We start from the raw sequence: 22286 nt of genomic DNA, 5'->3' as shown, positions 1-22286 counted from the left end.
GGAAGGATCTCGCGGCTAAAACCTCAACGTGCAGGACCCGCGAATGTCGATCGAACCTGCCGCTCGCCCCCAACAGCGCTACATCGCCATAGCCGCCGCGGCGCTGTGCATCGCCTCGCTAGCACTATTCTGGCCGGGTACCGCGATGTACGACACCGTCGCGCAATACCGGCAGGTCCTGTCGGGCGTGTACGACGACTGGCACCCGCCGGCGATGGCGCGCGTCTGGGCGCTGCTCGCGGCGTTCGGCCCCGGTGCGACGCCGATGCTGGTCCTGCAACTCGTCACCTATTGGCTGGGCCTTGGCATGATCGCGGCCGCGTTAGGCCGAGTCGGGCGTTCGCGTAGCGCTGTCGCCATCCTCGCGATCGGCTTGCTGCCGCCCTTCCTCGGTTGGCAGGGCGTCGTTCTCAAGGACGCGCAACTCGCCGGGGCACTCCTCGCTGCGGTCGGGATTATCGGCTGGTGGCAGCTCGCGGGTCGTCCGCTGCCCGGCGCGACGTGGGTTCCTCTCGCGCTGCTGCTCGCCTACGCCGTGCTCGTCCGCGCGAACGCCGTCTTCATCGTCGTCCCCCTGCTCGTGACTCTCGCCCCGCGCCCAATCTACCCTGTAGCAAAGCTTGCAACCGGCCTCATTGCGGTGGTGCTCGTGCTCGGCATCGCGCCTGTCGTGAACCACCGTCTGCTCCGCGCACAACCGAGCGGCGTCGAGGCGACCCAGGCGCTCTACGACCTCGCCGGCATTGCCGCGCGCGTCCCGACCAGCGACACCACCGGCCTCACGCAGTCAGAGGTGGCGACCGTGATCGCCCGGGGTTGTGCGAAACCGTTCTTTTGGGATCCGCTCGGCGACGAGGCGCATTGCGGGACGACGATGGCGCGGCTGCGCGCGTTGCCGACGGCGACGCTGTACGTCACGCTGGCGTCGGCGGCGCTGCATCATCCGATCGCCTATGCCGGACACCGCCTTGCGCACCTGAACTCGACCGACCGCTGGCTGGTCCCGTTCCACTGGCCGAGCGCTGCGCCACCTGCCGCGTCCGAGCCGAACACGCTCGGGCTCGCCAATCCCGGTGCCGGCGCACGCGCGTGGGAGGCGCTGACCGCGGTCGTCGTCGAGACGCCGCTCGGCTGGCCAATCGCCTGGATCGTCGTCGCGCTCATCGGGCTTGCCATGAGCGTGTCACGAGCGCGCGATTCGGTCCGCGATCTTGCCACTGCGCTGCTCGTGTCCGCGCTGGCGCTCGAGGCGAGCTTCGCGGTGCTGAGCATCGCGTCCGACCTGCGCTATCACCTGTGGCCGATGATCGCGACCGCGGTGGCGGCCGTGCTGCTCGCCGATCGCGCGCCGCCGAGAAAGATACTCGCGGTCAGCCTGAGCGTACTCGTTCTAGTCGTCGCCAGCGGCACTGCCGCACGCGTCATACTGCCCCAGCCGCCGCAGACTTATGCAGGCATGCTCGGCTGAGGCCTCTCAAGCCGCAGGTCAGCGCCGCCGGCGCACCGTGCTGCGCGGACGGGACACGGTGTCGTAATATTCGGTCGTGGTAGTCGTCGTGGTCACCGGCACGGACTGCACGATCACGGTCGTCGAACCGGCAGGATACGCCTGGCCACTGGTCGTCGTCACCGTCGTAACGCCGTCGGGCGATGTCCAGATGCCGCCCGGTGCCACGGTATCGCGACCGGGTTGCCGGTATTCGGGGGCATAGGAAGGCTGTCGCGGTGGGTAGTCGGCCGCATAGGACGGCGGTGCATACTCACGGGCATAGTCGGGGGCATAATCGACCGCATCCGCTGCATAGGCAGGCGGTTGTGCATAGCCGGCGCCATAATCACGGACCGGCGGCGGCGGTGCTCGGCGACCGCGATCCTCAGCCTTGTCGATCGCATAGCCGGTCGCAGCACCGACTCCTGTACCGATCAACGTCCCGCCAAGCCGATTGCCGCGACCACCGATGACGTTGCCGGCGACGCCGCCCGCGACTGCGCCAATGGCGGCGCCACCCACACCGGTATCACGGCGGGGCGCCGGGCGATTTGCGTAGGGCTGGACGTAGCCGCGGTCGCTCGGGCTGGCATAGACGGTGTCGTTGCGCGCATAGGCGCGTGGGTCTGCTGCGACATAGCCGCCACCGCCGGCACGATCCCAGTCGATGTCGCTTGTCGTATCGTAGACCGACCCGCGCGCGTCGATTAGCACCGCATCGTCGTAGTAGCGCGTCCAGTTATAGCCCTGCGGCGGCTGCGCGAGGCCGTAGTTCGACCAGTCGCCGACGTAGAAACGCGGTGCGTTCCAATAGGCGGGCACGGCCCAACCCCGATGCGGGCGGCGATAGCCCGCCCAGCCACCGGGGGCGTTGGCACCTGCCCACCAGCGCCCGCCGATCTTGCTGCCCCAGCGCGAGGACCGCGGCGCAGCGACCGGCCGTGTCGGCGCCTGCACCACGGGCATCTGCGCGGCGATCGGACCGGGGCGTTTTGGACGGGCCATCGGCGCCTGCATCGCAGTGTCAGGGGCGGTCCCAGGCGCGGGATAGCTTGCGCCGGGACGTTGCGCGTCCGCGACACCGCTTGCCAACACCAGCCCCGCGCTCGCGATCAAAAGCCTCCGCATGTCCGTCTCCCTGGTTTGCCACCCGATCCAGCGCAAACGCCGGATTTCTTAACGCGTTGCTTACCAAGTGTGCGGGGGAGTCGCCAGAAGGCGTGCTGTCCCGAAACGGGGCGCGTCGGGCGCGTGCTAGCCTAGCCGATCGGCGAGCAATGCCGCCAGCGCCTCGCACCCTGCCGCGTCCTCGGCATCGAACCGCGCGGGTTCGGGGCTGTCGAGGTCGAGCACGGCGATCAGCATGCCGTCCTTGGTCACCGGCACCACCAGTTCGGAGCGGCTGGCGGCATCGCACGCGATGTGGCCGGGGAAGGCGTGGACGTCATCGACCAGTTGCGTCTTCAGCGTCGCGGCGGCGGCTCCGCAGACGCCCTTGCCGACCGGGATGCGGATGCAGGCGACCTTGCCCTGGAACGGGCCGAGCACGAGTTCGCCTTCCACCAGCCGGTAGAACCCCGCCCAGTTCAGGTCAGGGAGATATTCCCACACGAGCGCCGCCGCATTCGCCATGTTGGCGATCGGATCGGTCTCGTCCTTCGTCAGAGCATCAAGCGCGGCAAGCAGGTCGCGGTAGAGATCGGCCTTGGTGCCGGCGGAGATATCGAACTTGTACATGGTGTCTTCCTTGATTGAGAGGCAGCTAACGCTCCCCCAAATCCGTCACCCAGCAAAAGCTGGGGTGACGCTGCGGCAATGTAGCGATCCTCCCCCGCCAGGGGGAGGTGGCGCCGCAGGCGACGGAGGGGGAGGACACGGAACATCCGACATCGCGGGCCTCCCCCTCCGTCTGGCTAGCGCCAGCCACCTCCCCCTGGCGGGGGAGGATTGCGAGGTCGTGCGCTTGGCTGGCCGACGGACGTTAGCGAGATGCCCATAGGCATGGCCCGCTCAATCGTCGCGAACCTTGCCGCGGCCCGCCTTGACGCCGCTCCGCACCTTCTTCGTGTCGACCCGCCGCGCCTTCGCCGCCTTGGACGGCTTGGTCGCGCGGCGTGCTTTCGGGACGATCGTCGCTTCCTTGATCAGTGCGACTAGGCGTTCGCGGACTTCCTGGCGGTTGAGCAGTTGCGACCGCGAGCCCTCGCTGCGTAGTACCAGCACGCCGTCGCGCGTGAGGCGCGATCCGGCGAGCACGGCGATGCGGTTCTTCACCGCCAGTGGCAGCCCGGGCGAGAGGCCGACGTCGAAGCGCAGGATGACCGCGCTGTCGGTGGTGTTGACATGCTGACCGCCGGGGCCGCCCGAGCGCGTCGTGCTTTCGATCAGCTCGCTGTCGTCGATCGAGATCGATCGGGTGATCGGGATCGCGACCATAAGCCCCTGCCCTCAGCCCGCTCAGTCGTCGGTGGAGTCGGGCGTCGTAACTTCGGCAACCGGTGTGGCATTGGCAACCGGAGCCGCCTCATCGGCGAACCCAGCCTTGGCGAACCGCTCGGGCAGCGGCGCTTCGGCGAGCACGTCGGGCTTGCCCGGGCGCGGCACGATCAGCCGTTGCGCATGGAGCATCATGCCAAGCCCATCCGCCTTGCCGTAGACGCCGTCGCCGACCACCGGCGCACCGAGGCCGCTCGCGGCGTGGACGCGGATCTGGTGCGTGCGGCCGGTCTCGGGCAGGAACTCGACGAGCGAACGCCCGTCCTTGATCTCCAGTACGCGCCAGTTGGTCCGCGACTTCTTGCCGTCGGGATCCTCGACCATCCGCCAGCCGGTTTCGGCGGTGCTGACCTTGCCGAGCGCCATCTCGATCAGCCCCGACGTGCCCTCGACAACGCCGTCGAGCAGCGCGACGTAGCGTTTCGAGACGAGGCCCTGCTCGAACGCCTGCTGCAACCGGGCATGCGCCTTCGGGTTGCGCGACAACAAGAGGCAGCCGCTCGTGTCGCGGTCAAGCCGGTGCACCGCCTTCGGCCAGCGCTGGAAGCCGAACTTCAGGCTTTCGAGATGATTTTCGAGGCTCAGCGAGCCATCGCGGGGCGGATCGACCGGCAGCCCTGCGGGCTTGTCGATCACCAGGGCCTCGCCGTCGAGGAAGAGTACGCGTTCACCATGCATGGCGCCGCCCTTGCCATCATTAGCGCCTGCGTGCCAGAGCCCGCGTCGATGTTGCACCGCACGCTGGCCCTCGCGCTCCTGTTCGCCCCGACCGTCGCGGAAGCACAATTGTGCGAGGGGCAGAGCGCGGTGATCGCGCCCGACGGTCGCGCGTTCGGGCATTTGCCGTATGGCGATGCGCCCGAGAGCGAGCTGGTGACGCTGCCGTCGGCGTATTCGGTCGGCAATCCGTGCGTGGTGCGCGCCGACATATTGCCCGACCTGTTGCGGCTGTTCGCGGCGGCGCAGGGCGATCCTTCGGTGATGGGTCAGCTCCGCGCGCTGTCGTGCCAGCGGTCGATCGCTCGGCAACGCAACGTCTTCTGTCGCGGCGAGACGAGCAGTCCGGCGGATCGCGCGATTTCGGTCGCGCCGCCGGGGTATAGCGAGCATTCGACCGGCTATGCGCTGGACTTCGCGGTGCGTCCGGCGAACGGGTGTCCCGATGCGGAGGCTTGCATGGCCGCTACGCCTGCGGCGCGCTGGCTGCGGATGAACGCGCCGCGGTTCGGGTTCGAGCAGAGCTTTCCCGGTGGGAACAAGCAGCATGTGAAGTGGGAGCCGTGGCACTGGCGCTGGGTCGGCGCGAGCGAGAGTGCGCCTGGGGCAGCAAAGGCCCGGTTCGTATTTGCGCGGGCTCGGCGGGAGTATCCGGCGGATCCGGGGGTGTTGCCGCTGGTAGTGAAGGTTACGGTGCAACCGCCGGTGCCGGTGGCGCCGGTGGTGGTCGTGCCTTCGAAGAAGAAGCGGCGGTAGTTAGCGCCAACGCCTTTTAAGCAATTTACTTTCCCAGCGACGGCACCACCCCGGCGAAGGCCGGGGCCCAATTGGGGGACCCCGGTGATGTAGCGCGGCGCTTCGTTTCCACCACCTGACCAATTGGGCCCCGGCCTTCGCCGGGGTGGTGCTATCTGGTAGACTTGCCCTGCTAAGCAGTGCCGGTCCCATGATCAATTAGTGCAGCACCAGCCCACCCGGGCGTACCACACCATCACGCAACGCGTGATCGTACAGCAACTCAGTCTCCAGCTTCACCTGATGCGACAACCGATCGAGCATCGACTCCGCCTGCACCCCGAACGCGGCCCAGTCCTTCGGCGAGATCGTCGGCAGCCAACGGCCGATGAACGCCTTCCAATCCGAACGGAGGATGTCGAGGTCCTCCTCCATCATCGCGATCGTATCGGCCGAGCAATGCGCCTCCATCGCCACGACGGTGCGATCGATGACCTCGTCCTCGACGCCGAGATGATCGGCGACCGTGACGGCAAGTTCGATCAGCTTGCGCGAGGCGAGCGCGCTCTGGGTGCTAGGCTGCCGCGCGAGCAGGACGAGGTCGGCGCACTGCCCGGCGATCTTCTCGTGATCGTCGATCAGCCGTGTCCAGTTCGCGCGATCCTGGTCGGATACTGTCCGCACTGCGATCCTGTCGTTCATGACGCCGCCTACTCCTTGCGAGGGCCACCCGGTGATACTGGAAATACGCATTACATCGTGTCAGGGATGCAGATAGCGTCGCCCAGCACCTGGTATCTATAGTATTTCCGGCAGTGCGACCGTGTCGAAACGACCGTTTGATGCGGGCCCCTTTGACATCACGCCGTGCCACGCCTATATCCGCCTCTCACCACAGCATCCGGGAAATGACATGCCGTCGCGCAGCGTGTCGATCGTATTGGATACCGAGGTTTCATACGCTGAGAGCCGCCGCACCTGATGCGCGCGGCCTTTTTGCGTGAACGTGCGTCTCGCTCGGGGGTTCCCGAGCACGAATTTTCGGCTGACGAGGCAAAATAAACCTATGGCATCCAAGGCGATCGAACACGGCACTGCAAAGCGCCGTATCCGCAAGGTTTTCGGCAACATCCACGAAGTCGTGCAGATGCCGAACCTGATCGAAGTCCAGCGCGAGAGCTACGAGCAGTTCCTCCGCTCCGACAAGTCGATCGGCCACGTCTCGGGTCTCGAGAAGACGCTGCGCAGCGTGTTCCCGATCCAGGATTTCGCCGGCACCGCCTATCTCGATTTCGACGACTACGTCCTTGAGCCGCCGAAGTTCGACGTCGAGGAATGCCGCCAGCGCGGGATCACTTACGCCGCGCCGATGCGCGTCACCCTCCGTTTGACCGCATTCGAGGTCGATCCCGATACCGAGGCCAAGTCGGTTATCGATATCAAGGAGCAGGACGTGTACATGGGCGACATGCCGCTCATGACCGAGAACGGCACGTTCTTCATCAACGGCACCGAGCGCGTCATCGTCAGCCAGATGCACCGTTCGCCGGGTGTCCTGTTCGATCATGATCGCGGCAAGACGCACGCATCGGGCAAGTACCTCTTCGCAGCGCGCGTGATCCCGTATCGCGGTTCGTGGCTCGATTTCGAGTTCGACGCTAAGGACATCGTCAACGTCCGCATCGATCGCAAGCGCAAGCTGCCCGTCACGGCGCTGCTCTACGCGCTCGGCATGACGTCGGAAGAGATCCTCAACTATTTCTACAACCGCGTGACGTTCGTCCGCGGCCAGGGTGGCTGGATCGTTCCGTTCCAGGTCGAGAACTGGCGTGGCCAGAAGCCGATGTTCGACATCGTCGATGCGAAGACCGGCGAAGTCGTGTTCCCGAACGGCCAGAAGATCAGCCCGCGCGCTGCCAATAAGGCGTTCAAAGACGGCCTGACCGACCTGCTGATTCCGACCGAGGAAATCTTCGGCCGCTATTCGGCATACGATCTGATCGACGAGTCGACGGGCCGTATCTACATCGAAGCCGGTGACGAAGTTACGTCCGAGAACCTCGAACTGCTCGACCAGGCAGGCATCGAGCGTCTCGACCTGCTCGACATCGATCACGTCGCGACCGGTCCGTGGATCCGCAACACGCTCAAGGTCGACAAGGCCGAGGAGCGTGAGCAGGCACTGTCCGACATCTACCGCGTGATGCGCCCTGGCGAGCCGCCGACGCTGGAGACCGCCGAGGCATTGTTCTCGGGTCTGTTCTTCGATCCGGATCGCTACGACCTGTCGGCCGTCGGCCGCGTCAAGCTCAACATGCGTCTCGACCTCGACGTCGAGGACACCGTGACGACGCTGCGCACCGAGGACATTCTCGAGGTCATCAAGACGCTCGTGAACCTCAAGGACGGCAAGGGCGAAATCGACGATATCGACAACCTCGGCAACCGTCGTGTCCGTTCGGTCGGCGAGCTGCTCGAGAACCAGTACCGCGTCGGCCTGCTCCGCATGGAGCGCGCCGTGAAGGAGCGCATGTCGTCGGTCGACGTCTCGACCGTCATGCCGAACGACCTGATCAACGCGAAGCCTGCGGTTGCCGCGGTCCGCGAATTCTTCGGCTCGTCGCAGCTGTCGCAGTTCATGGATCAGACCAACCCGCTGTCGGAAGTCACCCACAAGCGCCGCGTGTCGGCACTTGGACCAGGTGGTCTGACGCGTGAGCGCGCTGGCTTCGAAGTCCGCGACGTTCATCCGACGCATTACGGCCGCATCTGCCCGATCGAGACGCCGGAAGGCCCGAACATCGGTCTGATCAACTCGCTCGCCAGCTTCTCGCGAGTGAACAAGTACGGCTTCATCGAGACTCCGTACCGCAAGGTCGTTGACCACAAGGTCACCGACGACGTCGTCTACCTGTCGGCAATGGAAGAGGCCAAGCACACGATCGCGCAGGCCAACGCCGAGCTCGATTCGTCGAACGGCTTCGTCGAGGAGCTGGTGTCGTCGCGTCAGGCTGGCGAATTCCTGATGGCGCTGCCCGACAACATCACGTTGATGGACGTCAGCCCCAAGCAGCTCGTCTCGGTCGCCGCATCGCTCATTCCGTTCCTGGAAAACGATGACGCCAACCGCGCGCTGATGGGCTCGAACATGCAGCGTCAGGCTGTGCCGCTCGTCCAGGCCGAGGCGCCGTTCGTCGGCACCGGCATGGAAGAGACGGTTGCACGTGACTCCGGCGCCGCGATCTCGGCAAAGCGTGCGGGCATCGTCGACCAGGTCGACGCGGCGCGTATCGTGATCCGGGCGACCGGCGAGATCGATGCCGGCAAGTCGGGCGTCGACATCTACACGCTGATGAAGTTCCAACGTTCGAACCAGTCGACCTGCATCAACCAGCGTCCGCTGGTGAAGGTGGGCGATGCGGTTCGTGCAGGCGACGTGCTCGCCGACGGCCCGTCGACCGAGTTCGGCGAGCTGGCGCTGGGTCGCAACAGCCTCGTCGCGTTCATGCCGTGGAACGGCTACAACTACGAGGATTCGATCCTGATCTCCGAGCGGATCGTGAAGGACGACGTGTTCACGTCGATCCATATCGACGAGTTCGAGGTGATGGCTCGCGATACCAAGCTCGGGCCTGAGGACATCACGCGCGACATCCCGAACGTCGGCGAGGAAGCGCTTCGCAACCTCGACGAGGCGGGCATCGTCTACATCGGTGCAGAGGTCGAGCCGGGCGATATTCTCGCCGGCAAGATTACGCCGAAGGGTGAATCGCCGATGACGCCGGAGGAGAAGCTTCTCCGTGCGATCTTCGGCGAGAAGGCCAGCGACGTGCGCGATACGTCGCTTCGCCTGCCGCCAGGCGTGTCGGGTACGGTCGTCGACGTTCGCGTCTTCAACCGCCACGGCATCGACAAGGACGAGCGCGCGATGGCGATCGAGCGCGAGGAGATCGAGCGCCTGAAGAAGGATTCGGACGACGAGCGTTCGATCCTGAACCGTGCGACCTGGTCGCGTCTTCGCGAGATGCTGCTCGACCAGACCGCCACCTCGGCGCCGAAGGGCGTCAAGAAGGGCGTCGTGATCGACATGGATCTGCTCGACAGCGTCGACCGCCACGAGTGGTGGAAGTTCGCGGTCGCCGACGACAAGGTCCAGAGCGATCTGGAAGCGGTCAAGATCCAGTATGACGACGCAGCCAAGCTGATCACGGACAAGTTCCACGATCGTCGCGAGAAGCTGGAGCGTGGTGACGAGCTGTCGCCGGGCGTGCTGAAGATGGTCAAGGTGTTCGTCGCGGTGAAGCGCAAGCTGCAGCCGGGCGACAAGATGGCCGGCCGTCACGGCAACAAGGGCGTTATCAGCCGCATCCTGCCGGCGGAGGACATGCCGTTCCTCGCCGACGGTACGCCGGTCGATATCGTGCTCAACCCACTGGGCGTGCCGTCGCGCATGAACGTCGGGCAGATCTTCGAGACGCATCTGGGCTGGGCCGCACGTGGCCTGGGTCAGTCGATCACCGCGGCTCTCGAGACGTGGCGTGAAGAGAATCCGGACGCCAAGCCGGGTGCGATGCCGGAGGCGGTCCGCGATCGCCTTAAGACGGTGTACGGCGAGCAGTATCACGCCGAGATCGACGCCCGCACGGGTGACGAGATCGTCGAGCTCGCCAAGAACCTGAAGGGCGGCGTGCCGATGGCGACGCCGGTGTTCGATGGTGCCCGCGAAGCCGATGTCTCGGCGATGCTGGCGCTGGCGGGCCTCGACACGTCGGGTCAGTCGGACCTGTTCGACGGCCGCACCGGCGATCAGTTCGATCGCAAGGTGACGGTGGGCTACATCTACATGCTGAAGCTCCACCATCTGGTCGACGACAAGATCCACGCACGGTCGATCGGGCCGTACTCGCTGGTCACGCAGCAGCCGCTGGGTGGTAAGGCGCAGTTCGGTGGGCAGCGCTTCGGCGAGATGGAGGTCTGGGCACTCCAGGCCTACGGCGCGGCGTACACCCTGCAGGAAATGCTGACGGTGAAGTCGGACGACGTTGTCGGCCGCACCAAGGTCTACGAGGCGATCGTCAAGGGCGACGACACGTTCGAGGCCGGCATCCCGGAGAGCTTCAACGTGCTCGTCAAGGAAATGCGCTCGCTCGGCCTGAATGTGGACCTGAAGCAGTCGGAGCCCGGCTTCGACAGCGACGGCATCCAGATCGCGGCGGAGTAAGCCTCGCTCCTCCCCTCCCGCTTGCGGGAGGGGTCGGGGGAGGGCCTGTCCCCACAGGCACCACCCCGAGAGGCTACGACATCCCCTCCCCTAGCCCCTCCCGCCATGCGGGAGGGGAATGGAGAATAAAATGAACGAGATGACCCCCTTCGCCAATCCGGTCGCCAAGACCGAGACGTTCGACCAGATCCAGATCGGCATCGCGTCCCCGGACAAGATCCGTTCGTGGTCGTTCGGCGAGATCAAGAAGCCCGAGACCATCAACTACCGCACGTTTAAGCCCGAGCGTGACGGCCTGTTCTGCGCGCGCATCTTCGGTCCGATCAAGGACTACGAGTGCCTGTGCGGCAAGTACAAGCGCATGAAGTACAAGGGCATCGTCTGCGAGAAGTGCGGCGTCGAGGTTACCGTCTCGAAGGTCCGCCGCGAGCGGATGGGCCATATCGAGCTCGCCGCGCCGGTCGCGCACATCTGGTTCCTGAAGTCGCTGCCGTCGCGCATCGGCCTGCTGCTCGACATGCAGCTGAAGCAGCTCGAGCGCGTGCTGTACTTCGAGGCGTACATCGTGATCGAGCCGGGCCTGACCCCGCTCGAGAAGTATCAGCTGATGACCGAGGACGAGCTCCTCGACGCCCAAGACCAGTATGGCGAGGACGCGTTCTCGGCCGGTATCGGTGCCGAAGCGGTCCGCATCATGCTCGAATCGCTCGACCTCGTCGGTGAGCGTACCGCGCTGCTCGAAGAGCTCGCGGTCACCAAGTCCGAGCTGAAGCCCAAGAAGATCATCAAGCGCCTGAAGGTCGTCGAGAGCTTCATCGATTCGGGCAACCGCCCCGAGTGGATGATCCTCGAGGTCGTTCCGGTCATCCCGCCCGAGCTGCGCCCGCTGGTGCCGCTGGACGGTGGTCGTTTCGCGACGTCGGATCTGAACGATCTGTATCGCCGCGTGATCAACCGCAACAATCGTCTCAAGCGCCTGATGGAGCTTCGCGCGCCGGACATCATCGTCCGCAACGAGAAGCGCATGCTCCAGGAGGCCGTCGACGCATTGTTCGACAATGGTCGCCGCGGTCGCACGATCACGGGCGCCAACAAGCGTCCGCTGAAGTCGCTGTCCGACATGCTCAAGGGCAAGCAGGGCCGCTTCCGTCAGAACCTTCTCGGCAAGCGCGTCGACTATTCGGGTCGTTCGGTCATCGTCACCGGGCCTGAGCTGAAGCTGCACCAGTGCGGCCTGCCGAAGAAGATGGCGCTAGAGCTGTTCAAGCCGTTCATCTACGCGCGTCTCGATGCGAAGGGTCTGTCGATGACCCTGAAGCAGGCGAAGAAGTGGGTCGAGAAGGAGCGCAAGGAAGTCTGGGATATCCTGGACGAGGTGATCCGCGAGCATCCGGTCATGCTGAACCGTGCGCCGACGCTTCACCGTCTTGGCATCCAGGCGTTCGAGCCGGTTCTGATCGAGGGCAAGGCGATCCAGCTTCACCCGCTGGTCTGCTCCGCGTTCAACGCCGATTTCGACGGCGATCAGATGGCTGTGCACGTCCCGCTGAGCCTCGAGGCCCAGCTCGAAGCGCGCGTCCTGATGATGTCGACGAACAACATCCTGTCGCCGGCCAACGGCAAGCCGATCATCGTTCCGTCGCAGGACATGGTCCTTGGTCTCTATTATCTGTCGATGATGAAGGAGAACGAGCCGGGCCAGGGGATGCTGCTCGGTGACATGGCCGAAGTGCACCAGGCGCTGAACGCTCAGGCGGTCACGCTGCACACCAAGGTCATCAGCCGCGTTCCGCAGACCGACGAGAAGGGCAAGCAGTACCTCAAGCGGTACGAGACTACCCCGGGCCGCATGCTGCTGGGCGAGTGCCTGCCGCACAGCCACAAGGTGCCGTTCGATACCGTCAACCGCCTCCTCACCAAGAAGGACGTGGGCGACGTGATCGACGAGGTCTATCGTCACACCGGCCAGAAGGAGACCGTGCTGTTCGCCGACGCGATCATGTCGCTCGGCTTCCGCCACGCATTCCGTGCCGGCATCTCGTTCGGCAAGGACGACATGATCATCCCGGACGCCAAGGTTGGTCTCGTCGACGACACCAAGGCGCTCGTGAAGGACTTCGAGCAGCAGTATCAGGACGGCCTGATCACGCAGCAGGAGAAGTACAACAAGGTGATCGACGCCTGGAGCCGTTGCGGCGACCAGGTCGCGAACGCCATGATGGACGAGATCCGTGCGGTGAAGGTCGACGAGGAGACCGGCCGTGAAAAGCCGATCAACTCGATCTACATGATGGCCCACTCGGGTGCGCGTGGTTCGCAGGCGCAGATCAAGCAGCTTGCCGGCATGCGCGGCCTGATGGCCAAGCCGTCGGGCGAGATCATCGAAACGCCGATCATCTCGAACTTCAAGGAAGGCCTGACCGTCCTCGAATACTTCAACTCGACCCACGGCGCTCGCAAGGGCCTCGCGGATACGGCGTTGAAGACCGCGAACTCGGGCTACCTGACGCGTCGTCTGGTCGACGTCTCACAGGATTGCGTCATCATCGAACCGGATTGCGGTACGACCCGCGCGCTGGAGATGAAGGCCATTCTTCAGGGTGGTTCGACCATCGCATCGCTCGGCGAGCGCATCCTCGGTCGTACGACCGCGGAGGATATCGTCGATCCGAAGACCGGCAAGGTCGTCATCCCGTCGGGCACGCTGCTCGACGAGCCGATGATCACGACGATCGAAGGCCTCGGCACGCAGTCGTGCAAGATCCGCAGCCCACTGGTCTGCGAATCGAAGATCGGCGTCTGCGGCAAGTGCTACGGGCGCGATCTCGCCCGCGGTACGCCGGTCAACATCGGTGAAGCTGTCGGCGTCATTGCCGCGCAGTCGATCGGTGAGCCGGGCACGCAGCTGACGATGCGTACGTTCCACATCGGTGGTGCGGCGCAGCTCAACGAAACGTCGAACCTCGAGGCGCATGCCGACGGTACGGTGCAGTTCCGCGATCTGCGTATCATCGTCGACCAGCGTGGCCGTCGCGTGGTGCTCAGCCGCTCGGGTGAAATCGCGATCGTCGACATGGACGGCCGCGAGCTCTCGGTCGATCGCATCCCCTACGGTGCATACGTGCTGTTCGACGATGGTCACATCGTGTCGCGCGGCGACCGGATGGCCGAGTGGGATCCGTTCACCATGCCGGTGATCACGGAGAACCCGGGCACGATCAAGTATGTCGACCTGATCGAGGGCAAGACGCTCACCGAGCAGACCGACGAAGCCACGGGCATCGCCCAGCGCGTCGTGATCGAATATCGTGCGGCAACCAAGTCGAAGGAGGATCTGCGTCCGCGCATGACCCTGCTCGACGAGACGTCGGGCGAGACCGGTCGTTACATGCTGGCGATCGGCGCGACCCTGTCGGTCGAGGATGGCGCACAGGTGTTCGGCGGCGACGTCGTGGCCCGTGTCAGCCGCGAGAGCGCCAAGACGCGCGACATCACCGGTGGTCTGCCGCGTGTTGCCGAGCTGTTCGAGGCGCGTATCCCCAAGGACTCGGCGATCATCGCCAAGATCTCGGGCCGCGTCGTGTTCGGCAAGGACTATAAGGCGAAGCGCAAGATCGGCATCCAGCCCGAGGATGGCGGCGACGTCGTCGAGTATCTGGTGCCGAAGTCGAAGGTCATCGACGTCCAGGAAGGCGATTACGTCAAGCGCGGCGATAACCTGATCGGCGGTTCGCCCGATCCGCACGACATCCTCGAGACGATGGGCATCGAACCCCTCGCCGAGTATCTCGTATCGGAAATCCAGGAGGTCTATCGTCTCCAGGGCGTGAAGATCAACGACAAGCACATCGAGACGATCGTTCGTCAGATGCTGCAGAAGGTCGAGATCACCGACGGCGGCGACACCACGCTGCTGAAGGGCGAGCAGGTCGATCGCGAGGAAATGGACGCGACCAACGAGAAGCTTGAGAAGAAGCAGACCCGCGCACAGGGTAAGCCCATCCTGCTCGGGATCACCAAGGCGTCGCTGCAGACCCGCAGCTTCATCTCGGCGGCATCGTTCCAGGAGACCACCCGCGTCCTCACCGAGGCAGCGGTCCAGGGTAAGCAGGACATGCTGATGGGCCTGAAGGAGAACGTGATCGTCGGCCGGCTCATCCCGGCAGGCACCGGTGCAGGCCTCAACCGCCTGCGTGTCGTGGCCAACAGCCGCGACGCCGCGATGCGCGTCCAGCAGCGCAAGATGGCGGAGGTGTCGATCGTGGCACCGATGTCGGCTGCCGACGAGCATGCCGCCGAGCTGGCACGTTCGCCGCGTGATGCAGGCGGCACGGGTGAGGATCCGCTCGCAGCGGTCGTCACCTCGGGCACCGGCACCGACGCGGATGCCGGCGAGTATCTGAACGAGACCGAATAATTGGTTTCGTCAGACGCCTTCCGCGCTGACTAAAAGAATGGCCGCCGTCCGGGACACCGGGCGGCGGCCTTTTTCGTTTTCAGGCGCAGATGCAGAGAAGGACTGATCGACCTTCAAAACTTTGGAAGAGCTTCAGTCCAAATCTTCCCGGCCGGTTTGATGGGTTCGATGGGTGCAGCTGTCAGGCAAGCTGTTTCCCCGCGAAGGCGGGGATCCAGACTGAGCTCCCGCCTTCGCGGGAGAACAAGAGTGTGCCGCCGTCGAATTGCGAGCCGGCTCTTACTCAAGAGGGATACCGACGCGGTCCGGCGTTCACCTCCGCAAGACAAAGTCTTTTGGTTTTGCGCCACCGTGGGTGCCGGAACTTGTTCGGCATGACGGGAAAATATGATCTTGCGGTTCGAACTGACCGTAGATCGGCCCTACCCCCAGCGCATCTGGCTTCATGCCCCGCGCCACGGCACCGGCAATTCCCCGCAACAAAGGAGTCGCATTCCCGCTGTACGGCTTCGGCGGGTGCCGTGGAAATTCGCGACCGGGAAGGACAACACAGAGCCGATGCGAAAGATCGTCCTCGCCACGATCGGCTCGCTCGGCGACCTGCATCCCTTCATTGCGATCGGCCTCGCTCTTAAGGCTCGTGGGTTCACGGTCGTGCTGGCGGTACCGGCTGACCACGTCGCCAAGGTCGAAGCCGCAGGCCTCACCGGCGTGGCCATCGTCGGCGGGTTCGACGCGCTGACCGAGACGTTGGGCATGCCGCCCGACCAGGTCGCAAAGCGGATCATGTCGGATCAGACGTATCTGATGAACCGGATCCTGATGCCGTGGCTGGCCGACAGCACGACGGCTCTCGACGACGCGATGGAGGGGGCAGTCGCGCTGGTCGCCTCGCTGTTCGTGTTCGCCGCGCCGATCGTCGCGGAGACGCGCGGCGTGCCGCTGGTCAACGTCCTGCTCCAGCCGATGGCTACCTTCTCCGCCTATGCGCCCCCCCGCACGCCCGACTTCGCGATGATGGCCCACGCACCGACCGGGCCGATCGGTCGTGCCTGGAACCGGTCGGTGTACCGGGTCATGCGCGGCGTGCTGCGACATCGATATGGACGCCCCGTCGACGCGGTTCGCAAGACACGCGGCCTGCCGCCGTCACGCCAGGCGTTGCTGCTCGAGACGCCCGCGAGCGCCGACCTGACCTTGTGCTGCTATTCGCCGGCCATCGCGCCGCGCCAGCCCGATCTTCCCGACATCGCGCGCGTCACCGGCTTTGCGATCTTCGACAGCGACTCCGGAGCGCCCGAAACGCTTGAGCCAGCGCTAGAGGCGTTTCTTGCTGCCGGCCCATCACCGCTGATCTTCACGCTGGGATCCTTCGCGACGTTTGCGCCGGGCAACTTCTACGCCGCTGCAGCCTCGACCGCGCGAACGCTCGGGCTGCGCGCGGTACTGCTGACCGGTAGCGACGATCAGGCAGCAGCGAGCGAACACGTGCATGTCTGCCGCTATGCGCGGCACTCACTGCTGTTCCCGCGGGCCTGCGCGATCGTCCATCACGGCGGCGCGGGCTCCACCGGCCAGGCGCTACGGGCAGGCAAGCCGCAACTTGTCGTCCCGCACATGGGCGATCAGTACGACAACGGGCACCGCATCCAATCGATCGGCGTCGGCAAGACGCTGTCGTCGAGGCACTTCACGATCGCGCATGATGGTGCCGCGATCACCGCCATCCTGACCGACCGGATACGCGAGAAGGCCGCGCATGTCGGCGCGCAGGTTGCACTGGAGAACGGTGCAGAGGCCGCCGCGGACGCGATCGCGGCGCTCGTCGATGAGCGCGGCTGACTTCGTCGACAGTTTTCAGTGACCATGGTGACAAAAAGATCATCGACGCCGGGCGTTGCCGTCGCGCCTTGGCGGGGCTAGGCGGACTGCCGATGCGGTCGGCGTACCATCCTTCGTCGATCGAGACACGCGGTTCGACCCGACGGCGCAGCGGCGCGTTCGTGCTGACCGTCATCGCGCACGTCCTGATCCTCCTGCTGCTGTTACGATTGGCGCCCTCGGTTACCTCGAAGCCCGAGGAGCGCCGCGAACCGGTCACGTTCCAGATCGCCCCGGATCAGACTGCGCCTACGCCCGAGAAGCGCACGCCGTCGCCGACCAAAGCAAAGCGTGCGAGCGGCGGATCGCCGCAGCGTGCCGCACCCAGGGTCCCCTCCGCACAGGCACCCCCTGCCCCGCCGACATCGCCGCCACCGCTGCCGATCAAGATGCTTGGTGGGATGGAGATGTTCGATGCTGCCGATATCTCGAAGATGCCGTCGCACCCCGACGACCAGCTCGCCGGCGGGGACGGTGGCAGCGGGTCGGGCAAGGGTAAGGACATTGGTGCCGCCTATGGCCCCGGCGAAGGTCCGGGTGGCGAGCGGCTATACAAGGTCGAATGGTATCGCCGACCGACCGATGCGGAGCTTAACGGCTATCTGAAGAGCCCGCCTCCGCCGAACAGCTGGGCCAAGATCGCCTGCCGGATGATCGCGAATTACCAGGTCGAGAATTGCCGTGCGCTCAGCGAGTCGCCGGTCGGGTCGGGTCTCGCGCGGGCAATGCGCCAAGCCGCGTGGCAGTTCCGCGTCCGTCCCCCGCGTGTCGGCGGGAAACAAATTCTCGGCGGCTGGGTGGAGATCGATATCGAGTTCAATTCCGGGAAAGCACCGGACTAGGCAAGCTCCTGATCCTCCCCTGCAAGGGGGAGGTGGCTGGCGCTTGCCAGACGGAGGGGGAGGTAAGGGACAAACTTGGTTGCGTGTTCCTCCCCCTCCGCCGCTTCGCGCCACCTCCCCCTGGCGGGGGAGGATCGAAACTCTCGTCAGACTTCGCTCGTGATCGAGTGCTTCGCCTCGTCGGACAATGTCCGCGCCAACGTCTCGAACCGCCCGTTCTCCACGCGAATCTCGTTGAACGCAGGCGGGCTACCCCGCGTCCGCTTCGACAGCGTGCCCGCACCAATCATCCGAATGATCCGCCCTGCCCGCTCGACCGGCACGTCGAACGGGTCGTGGACGTGCCCCGACAACACGGCATGCGCCCCCGCTTCAGCCAATGCCGTCAGCGCCTCGTCGCCATTACGCGTCTTCGCAGTCCCGGTGGTACCGCCTTCGATCAGCGGATGATGAGCACCGATGAGGATCAAATTACCCTTCGGCACGTCCGCGATCATTGCCAGAGCACGCTTGAGCGACCCGGGACTAACGCGCCCCTTCGACCAGTTCCACCGCCACTGCGCCCGCGCCGTCGTCTTAAGCGGCACGACGGTAACGCCGGGAAGCTCCAGCGGCTTCTCGATCATCTGCTCGACCGCCGCGTAGCGCTGGTACGGCGCGAACAGCCGGCGGAACGGATCCCAGTAATAGGGGATGTCGTGATTGCCGACCTCCAGCGTCACTGGCACGCCCAACGAGCGCAACCAGTCGCCCCCCTGCTGAAACTCATCCTTCGTCGCGCGCATCGTCAGGTCGCCGGTCATGATGACCGCGTCCGGCTTCTCGTCGGCGACGCGTTCGGAGAACCAGGCGATCGCCGCCGGGTCCTCCGCACCAAAATGCACGTCGCTGACGTGGAACAGCTTAAGTGTACCGCCCCCCATCGTCGTGTCAGGCGAGTTCGGACAGCTTGGCGGGCTCATGCATCGGACAACCGTTGAATTTGCCGCGGAAATCCGCCGACTGTTTGTACGTGTCCTTGCGCGTGCGATTGACGCCGCCGAGCGGCTGATGCGCGGTGATGCCGTGCCAGATGCTGTACGACAACGCGTCGTCGGTATGGTCGGTAACGCCCTGTTCCCAGGAAAGCTGCGCCGGCACTTCGAGCGTCGCGACCGTCGCGAACGGGCTCTCCGCCTCGTCCCAGACCACCGAAGCGTTCTCGATCGGCATCTTTTCGAGATCGGTGTTCAGCTGCACGCGGAACTCCCACTTGCCGCCATGCTCGATGAGTTCCTCGCGCACGACTTCGCGCAGCGCATCCGGGCGCGCGGTGATGTCGACGAGATCGCCGGTCAGCCGCGTCAGCTCGGGCGAGACGGGGAACAGCGCGACCTTCGCGATATAATCGCCGAAGCGGAACGGCGTCTGCGAGTAATAGGTCTCGCCGAGCGGATGGACGGGCTTGGCACCGCCGAGCGTGGTCAGCGTCGCCGACTGGCCGCCGACCGCCTCGAGCGCGGACTCGACGACGCGGAAGGTGGCCGACATTGCCTTCTTCACGCCCTCGAAGCGGTCGGTCGTCTTCGCGAGCAGCTTCAGGTTCTTGGCGAAGGCCTTGGGGTCGGACGCGGAGAAGGCCGGGCCGTTGACCATGATGAAGTCCTGCGTCGTGTCGCCTTCCGACCCCGGCAGGCGGGCGCCATCGACATCGAGGATCTTTAGCGCGAGCCCACGCGGCAGGCTGATGCTGTCGTCGAGGATATCGCCGGCGTTAGTGGAGATCCGGATGATCGCCTCGTGGCGGCCGGGCGTTGCGAAGATACCCTGTGCGAGCTCGGGCGGCAGATTGTCGGCGATCGTGAACGTACCGCGCGCGATGCCGTGCGCCTTGGCATGGACCGAGCGGACCGCATGGCCGTAATCCTGCGAGGTCGTTTCCAAAATCTCCTGGAACGAGTCCTTCATGCCCTGCAAAGTCTCCTGCTCGTCGGGAGCGATCGTTTCGACGGACGGATCGAAACGGACGGGCTGGTTGCTGGGCATTGGGGTATCTCCGGTTAGTGCCTAGCCGTAACCCGTTGAGTCGGCAGACGTTCCGCTTCGTTGCTGCGAGCGGCCGTTGCAAAGCATGCGTCTGCGGTCGATGAGAGCGCGCGAAGGAGCCATCATGCACATCCCCACGATCACTGCGCCGACCGTCGCTATCGCCGGCACGACCGACCGCTTCCCCGTCCGCCGGATTTACTGCGTCGGCCAGAACTATGCCGACCACGCCCGCGAGATGGGCTCGGATCCCGATCGGCAGGAGCCGTTCTTCTTCTCCAAGCCCGCCGATGCGGTCGTCGCGGACGGCAGCACGCTCCCCTTCCCGCCGCAGACGGAAGACCTGCACCACGAAGTCGAGCTGGTGATCGCGCTCGGCACGGGCGGCAAGGATATCGCGGTCGAGGACGCCGCTGCGACGATCTTCGGTGCAGGCGTCGGCATCGACCTGACGCGGCGCGATCTCCAGGCGGCGGCGAAGAAGACCGGGCGCCCGTGGGACATGGCGAAGGGCTTCGATCGGTCCGCCCCCGTCGGCGCACTGACGCCAGGCGTGCCCGCAACTAAGGGCAGCATCGCACTCGCGATCGACGGCGAGACGCGCCAGTCCGGCGACCTGTCGATGATGATCTGGAGCGTGCCCGAGATCATCGCGACGCTGTCGACCTTCGTCGAGCTGGCACCGGGCGACCTGATCTTCACCGGCACCCCCGCCGGCGTCGGCCCGATCCGGCGCGGACAGACAGTGCACGCTACGATCGACGGGTTCGAAACACTGGAGGTGACATTCGCGGCGTGATCGCCCATCGTCCGGTGCATAAACAAAGCTAAACAGGGGGTTGCATGCCGGACACGAGAGACCTGGGCGCGGAGGGCTTTCTCAGCCGGGCGCGCACGGTTGCAGGCCCAGGCTTCAACCGGTGGCTCGTGCCGCCCTGTGCGCTCGCGATCCACCTGTGCATCGGCATGGCGTACGGGTTCAGCGTGTTCTGGTTGCCGCTGTCGCGCGCGATCGGGATCACGGATCCGGTCGCCTGCCCCAACCTTACGCTACTCGGCGCGCTGACCACCACGACCTGCGACTGGCGGGTGAGCGATCTCGTCTGGACGTACACGCTGTTATTCGTGGTACTCGGTGCCGCCGCCGCGATCTGGGGCGGCTGGCTCGAACGCGCCGGCCCGCGGAAGGCCGGCGTGGTCGCCGCATTCTGCTGGTGCGGCGGCATGGGCATTGCCGCGATCGGCATCGCGACGCATCAGCTCTGGCTGATCTGGCTCGGGTCGGGCGTGATCGGCGGTATCGGGCTTGGCCTTGGGTACATCTCGCCCGTCTCGACGCTGATCAAATGGTTTCCCGATCGCCGCGGCATGGCGACCGGCATGGCGATCATGGGCTTTGGCGGCGGCGCGATGATCGGCGGGCCGCTCGCCGACCTGTTGATGAAGCATTTCGCTAGCCCCGCAGGCGTCGGCGTCTGGCAGACGTTCCTCGTCCTGGCCTGCATCTATTTCGTGTTCATGATGGCCGGCGCGATCGGCTACCGCGTGCCTGCCGAGGGTTGGGCGCCCGCCGGCTGGACCGCGCCGACCAGCGCCAAGGCATCAATCAGCCGCTTCAACGTCGCGCTGTCGGATGCGCACCGCACGCCGCAATTCTGGCTGGTGTGGCTGGTGCTCTTCTTCAACGTCTCCGCCTCGATCGGGATCATCGGTATCGCCTCGCCGATGTTGCAGGAGCTGTTTGGCGGACGCCTGATTGATGCGCCGAGCGTGTTGTTCACCGCGTTCGACGACGACCAGAAGAAGGCGGCAGCAGCGGTCGGCGCTGGGTTCGTGGGTGCGATCAGCCTGTTCAACATCGGCGGGCGGTTCTTCTGGGCTTGGCTGTCCGATCGCATCGGGCGCAAACCCCTGTTCGCGACGATCCTCGCGGCGGGCGCGGTGCTCTACGGTTTCGCCGCACCGGCGCTGGCGGGCACGACCTTGGGCCTGTTCATCCTGGTCTTCTGCATCCTCGCCTCGATGTACGGCGGCGGGTTCGCGACTGCGCCGGCGTATCTCGCCGACCTGTTCGGGACGAAATATGTCGGTGCGATCCATGGCCGGTTGCTGACCGCCTGGTCAACCGCAGGCGTGGTCGGGCCGCTCCTCGTCGCCAACATGCGTGACCGCGCGATCGCGGCGGGCGTGCCCCGCAGCGATATCTATCCGCCGATCTTCCTCGTGCTGGCGGCGATGCTCGTCGCGGGGTTCGTCGCGAACCTGTTCGTCCGGCCGGTCGCGGCCAAGTTCCACATGGCGGCGGACGACCGGCCGATCGCGGTCGACACGGTGGCCGGTGGTACGGCTACTGCGGCAACCGGGACGTCGCCACTTGTCGTGTTCGCATGGCTGGCAGTCGGACTGCCGATCCTCTGGGGGATCTACATGACGCTGTCGAAGGCGTTGATCCTGCTCAAATAG

The 22286-nt window shown here is 65.4% G+C and carries 15 protein-coding genes; 8 read left to right on the top strand and 7 right to left on the bottom strand.

Annotated elements, in window-relative coordinates; all coding sequences use genetic code 11:
• Positions 1–43 precede the first annotated feature (43 nt).
• Positions 44–1468 carry a hypothetical protein gene (locus tag AC59GX_RS03395; RefSeq protein ID WP_497300815.1) on the top strand — a complete coding sequence of 475 codons (1425 nt, stop codon included), beginning with the start codon at positions 44–46 and terminating at the stop codon, positions 1466–1468.
• Between the two features lie 18 nt (positions 1469–1486).
• On the opposite strand, the gene AC59GX_RS03390 is transcribed toward AC59GX_RS03395, so the two are convergent.
• The 4 genes from AC59GX_RS03390 to AC59GX_RS03375 form a co-directional block, all read right to left on the bottom strand.
• Positions 1487–2617, bottom strand: coding sequence for an RcnB family protein (locus AC59GX_RS03390; protein WP_426280985.1), 1131 nt, complete (start codon positions 2615–2617; stop codon positions 1487–1489).
• Positions 2618–2743: 126 nt separating this feature from the next.
• Complete coding sequence (locus AC59GX_RS03385) at positions 2744–3226, bottom strand: GAF domain-containing protein (RefSeq protein WP_426280986.1); 483 nt, start codon at positions 3224–3226, stop codon at positions 2744–2746.
• 273 nt (positions 3227–3499) lie between these two features.
• Positions 3500–3925 carry an alternative ribosome rescue aminoacyl-tRNA hydrolase ArfB gene (arfB, locus tag AC59GX_RS03380; RefSeq protein WP_093399511.1) on the bottom strand — a complete coding sequence of 142 codons (426 nt, stop codon included), beginning with the start codon at positions 3923–3925 and terminating at the stop codon, positions 3500–3502.
• 21 nt (positions 3926–3946) lie between these two features.
• Positions 3947–4663: an RluA family pseudouridine synthase gene (locus AC59GX_RS03375; protein ID WP_426280987.1), complete on the bottom strand. Its 717-nt coding sequence runs from the start codon at positions 4661–4663 to the stop codon at positions 3947–3949.
• Between the two features lie 30 nt (positions 4664–4693).
• Between AC59GX_RS03375 and AC59GX_RS03370 the strand changes: the two genes are divergently transcribed.
• Entirely contained in the window at positions 4694–5458 is a 765-nt protein-coding gene (locus AC59GX_RS03370; RefSeq protein ID WP_497300812.1) for a M15 family metallopeptidase, read from the top strand.
• Between the two features lie 198 nt (positions 5459–5656).
• Here the strand turns inward: AC59GX_RS03370 and AC59GX_RS03365 are convergent, their stop codons facing one another.
• Positions 5657–6139: a hemerythrin domain-containing protein gene (locus AC59GX_RS03365; protein WP_056486723.1), complete on the bottom strand. Its 483-nt coding sequence runs from the start codon at positions 6137–6139 to the stop codon at positions 5657–5659.
• A gap of 364 nt (positions 6140–6503) precedes the next feature.
• Between AC59GX_RS03365 and rpoB the strand changes: the two genes are divergently transcribed.
• The 4 genes from rpoB (at position 6504) to AC59GX_RS03345 (ending at position 17798) form a co-directional block, all read left to right on the top strand.
• Positions 6504–10658: a DNA-directed RNA polymerase subunit beta gene (gene rpoB, locus AC59GX_RS03360; protein ID WP_060526672.1), complete on the top strand. Its 4155-nt coding sequence runs from the start codon at positions 6504–6506 to the stop codon at positions 10656–10658.
• Between the two features lie 130 nt (positions 10659–10788).
• Positions 10789–15075, top strand: coding sequence for a DNA-directed RNA polymerase subunit beta' (rpoC, locus tag AC59GX_RS03355; protein ID WP_056060318.1), 4287 nt, complete (start codon positions 10789–10791; stop codon positions 15073–15075).
• A gap of 558 nt (positions 15076–15633) precedes the next feature.
• A complete protein-coding gene (locus AC59GX_RS03350; RefSeq protein ID WP_426280989.1) occupies positions 15634–16917 on the top strand; it encodes a glycosyltransferase in 1284 nt (427 codons plus the stop codon).
• 92 nt (positions 16918–17009) lie between these two features.
• Positions 17010–17798 carry a hypothetical protein gene (locus tag AC59GX_RS03345; RefSeq protein ID WP_426280990.1) on the top strand — a complete coding sequence of 263 codons (789 nt, stop codon included), beginning with the start codon at positions 17010–17012 and terminating at the stop codon, positions 17796–17798.
• A 146-nt stretch (positions 17799–17944) separates the two neighbouring features.
• On the opposite strand, the gene AC59GX_RS03340 is transcribed toward AC59GX_RS03345, so the two are convergent.
• Positions 17945–18760, bottom strand: a complete 816-nt coding sequence (locus tag AC59GX_RS03340) for a metallophosphoesterase family protein (RefSeq protein WP_497300809.1) — start codon at positions 18758–18760, stop codon at positions 17945–17947.
• Positions 18729–19823: a catalase family protein gene (locus tag AC59GX_RS03335; protein ID WP_426280992.1), complete on the bottom strand. Its 1095-nt coding sequence runs from the start codon at positions 19821–19823 to the stop codon at positions 18729–18731. Before AC59GX_RS03335 ends, AC59GX_RS03340 begins: the two co-directional genes overlap by 32 nt.
• Before the next feature lie 124 nt (positions 19824–19947).
• Between AC59GX_RS03335 and AC59GX_RS03330 the strand changes: the two genes are divergently transcribed.
• Together AC59GX_RS03330 and AC59GX_RS03325 are read left to right on the top strand one after the other, a co-directional pair.
• Complete coding sequence (locus AC59GX_RS03330) at positions 19948–20622, top strand: fumarylacetoacetate hydrolase family protein (RefSeq protein ID WP_426280993.1); 675 nt, start codon at positions 19948–19950, stop codon at positions 20620–20622.
• A 44-nt stretch (positions 20623–20666) separates the two neighbouring features.
• Positions 20667–22286 (top strand): OFA family MFS transporter, encoded by a 1620-nt coding sequence (locus AC59GX_RS03325; RefSeq protein ID WP_497300807.1) that lies wholly within the window; start codon positions 20667–20669, stop codon positions 22284–22286.

This window comes from Sphingomonas sp. 320_CC (genome assembly GCF_059691795.1).
This window is presented reverse-complemented; position numbering and strand designations above follow the sequence as displayed.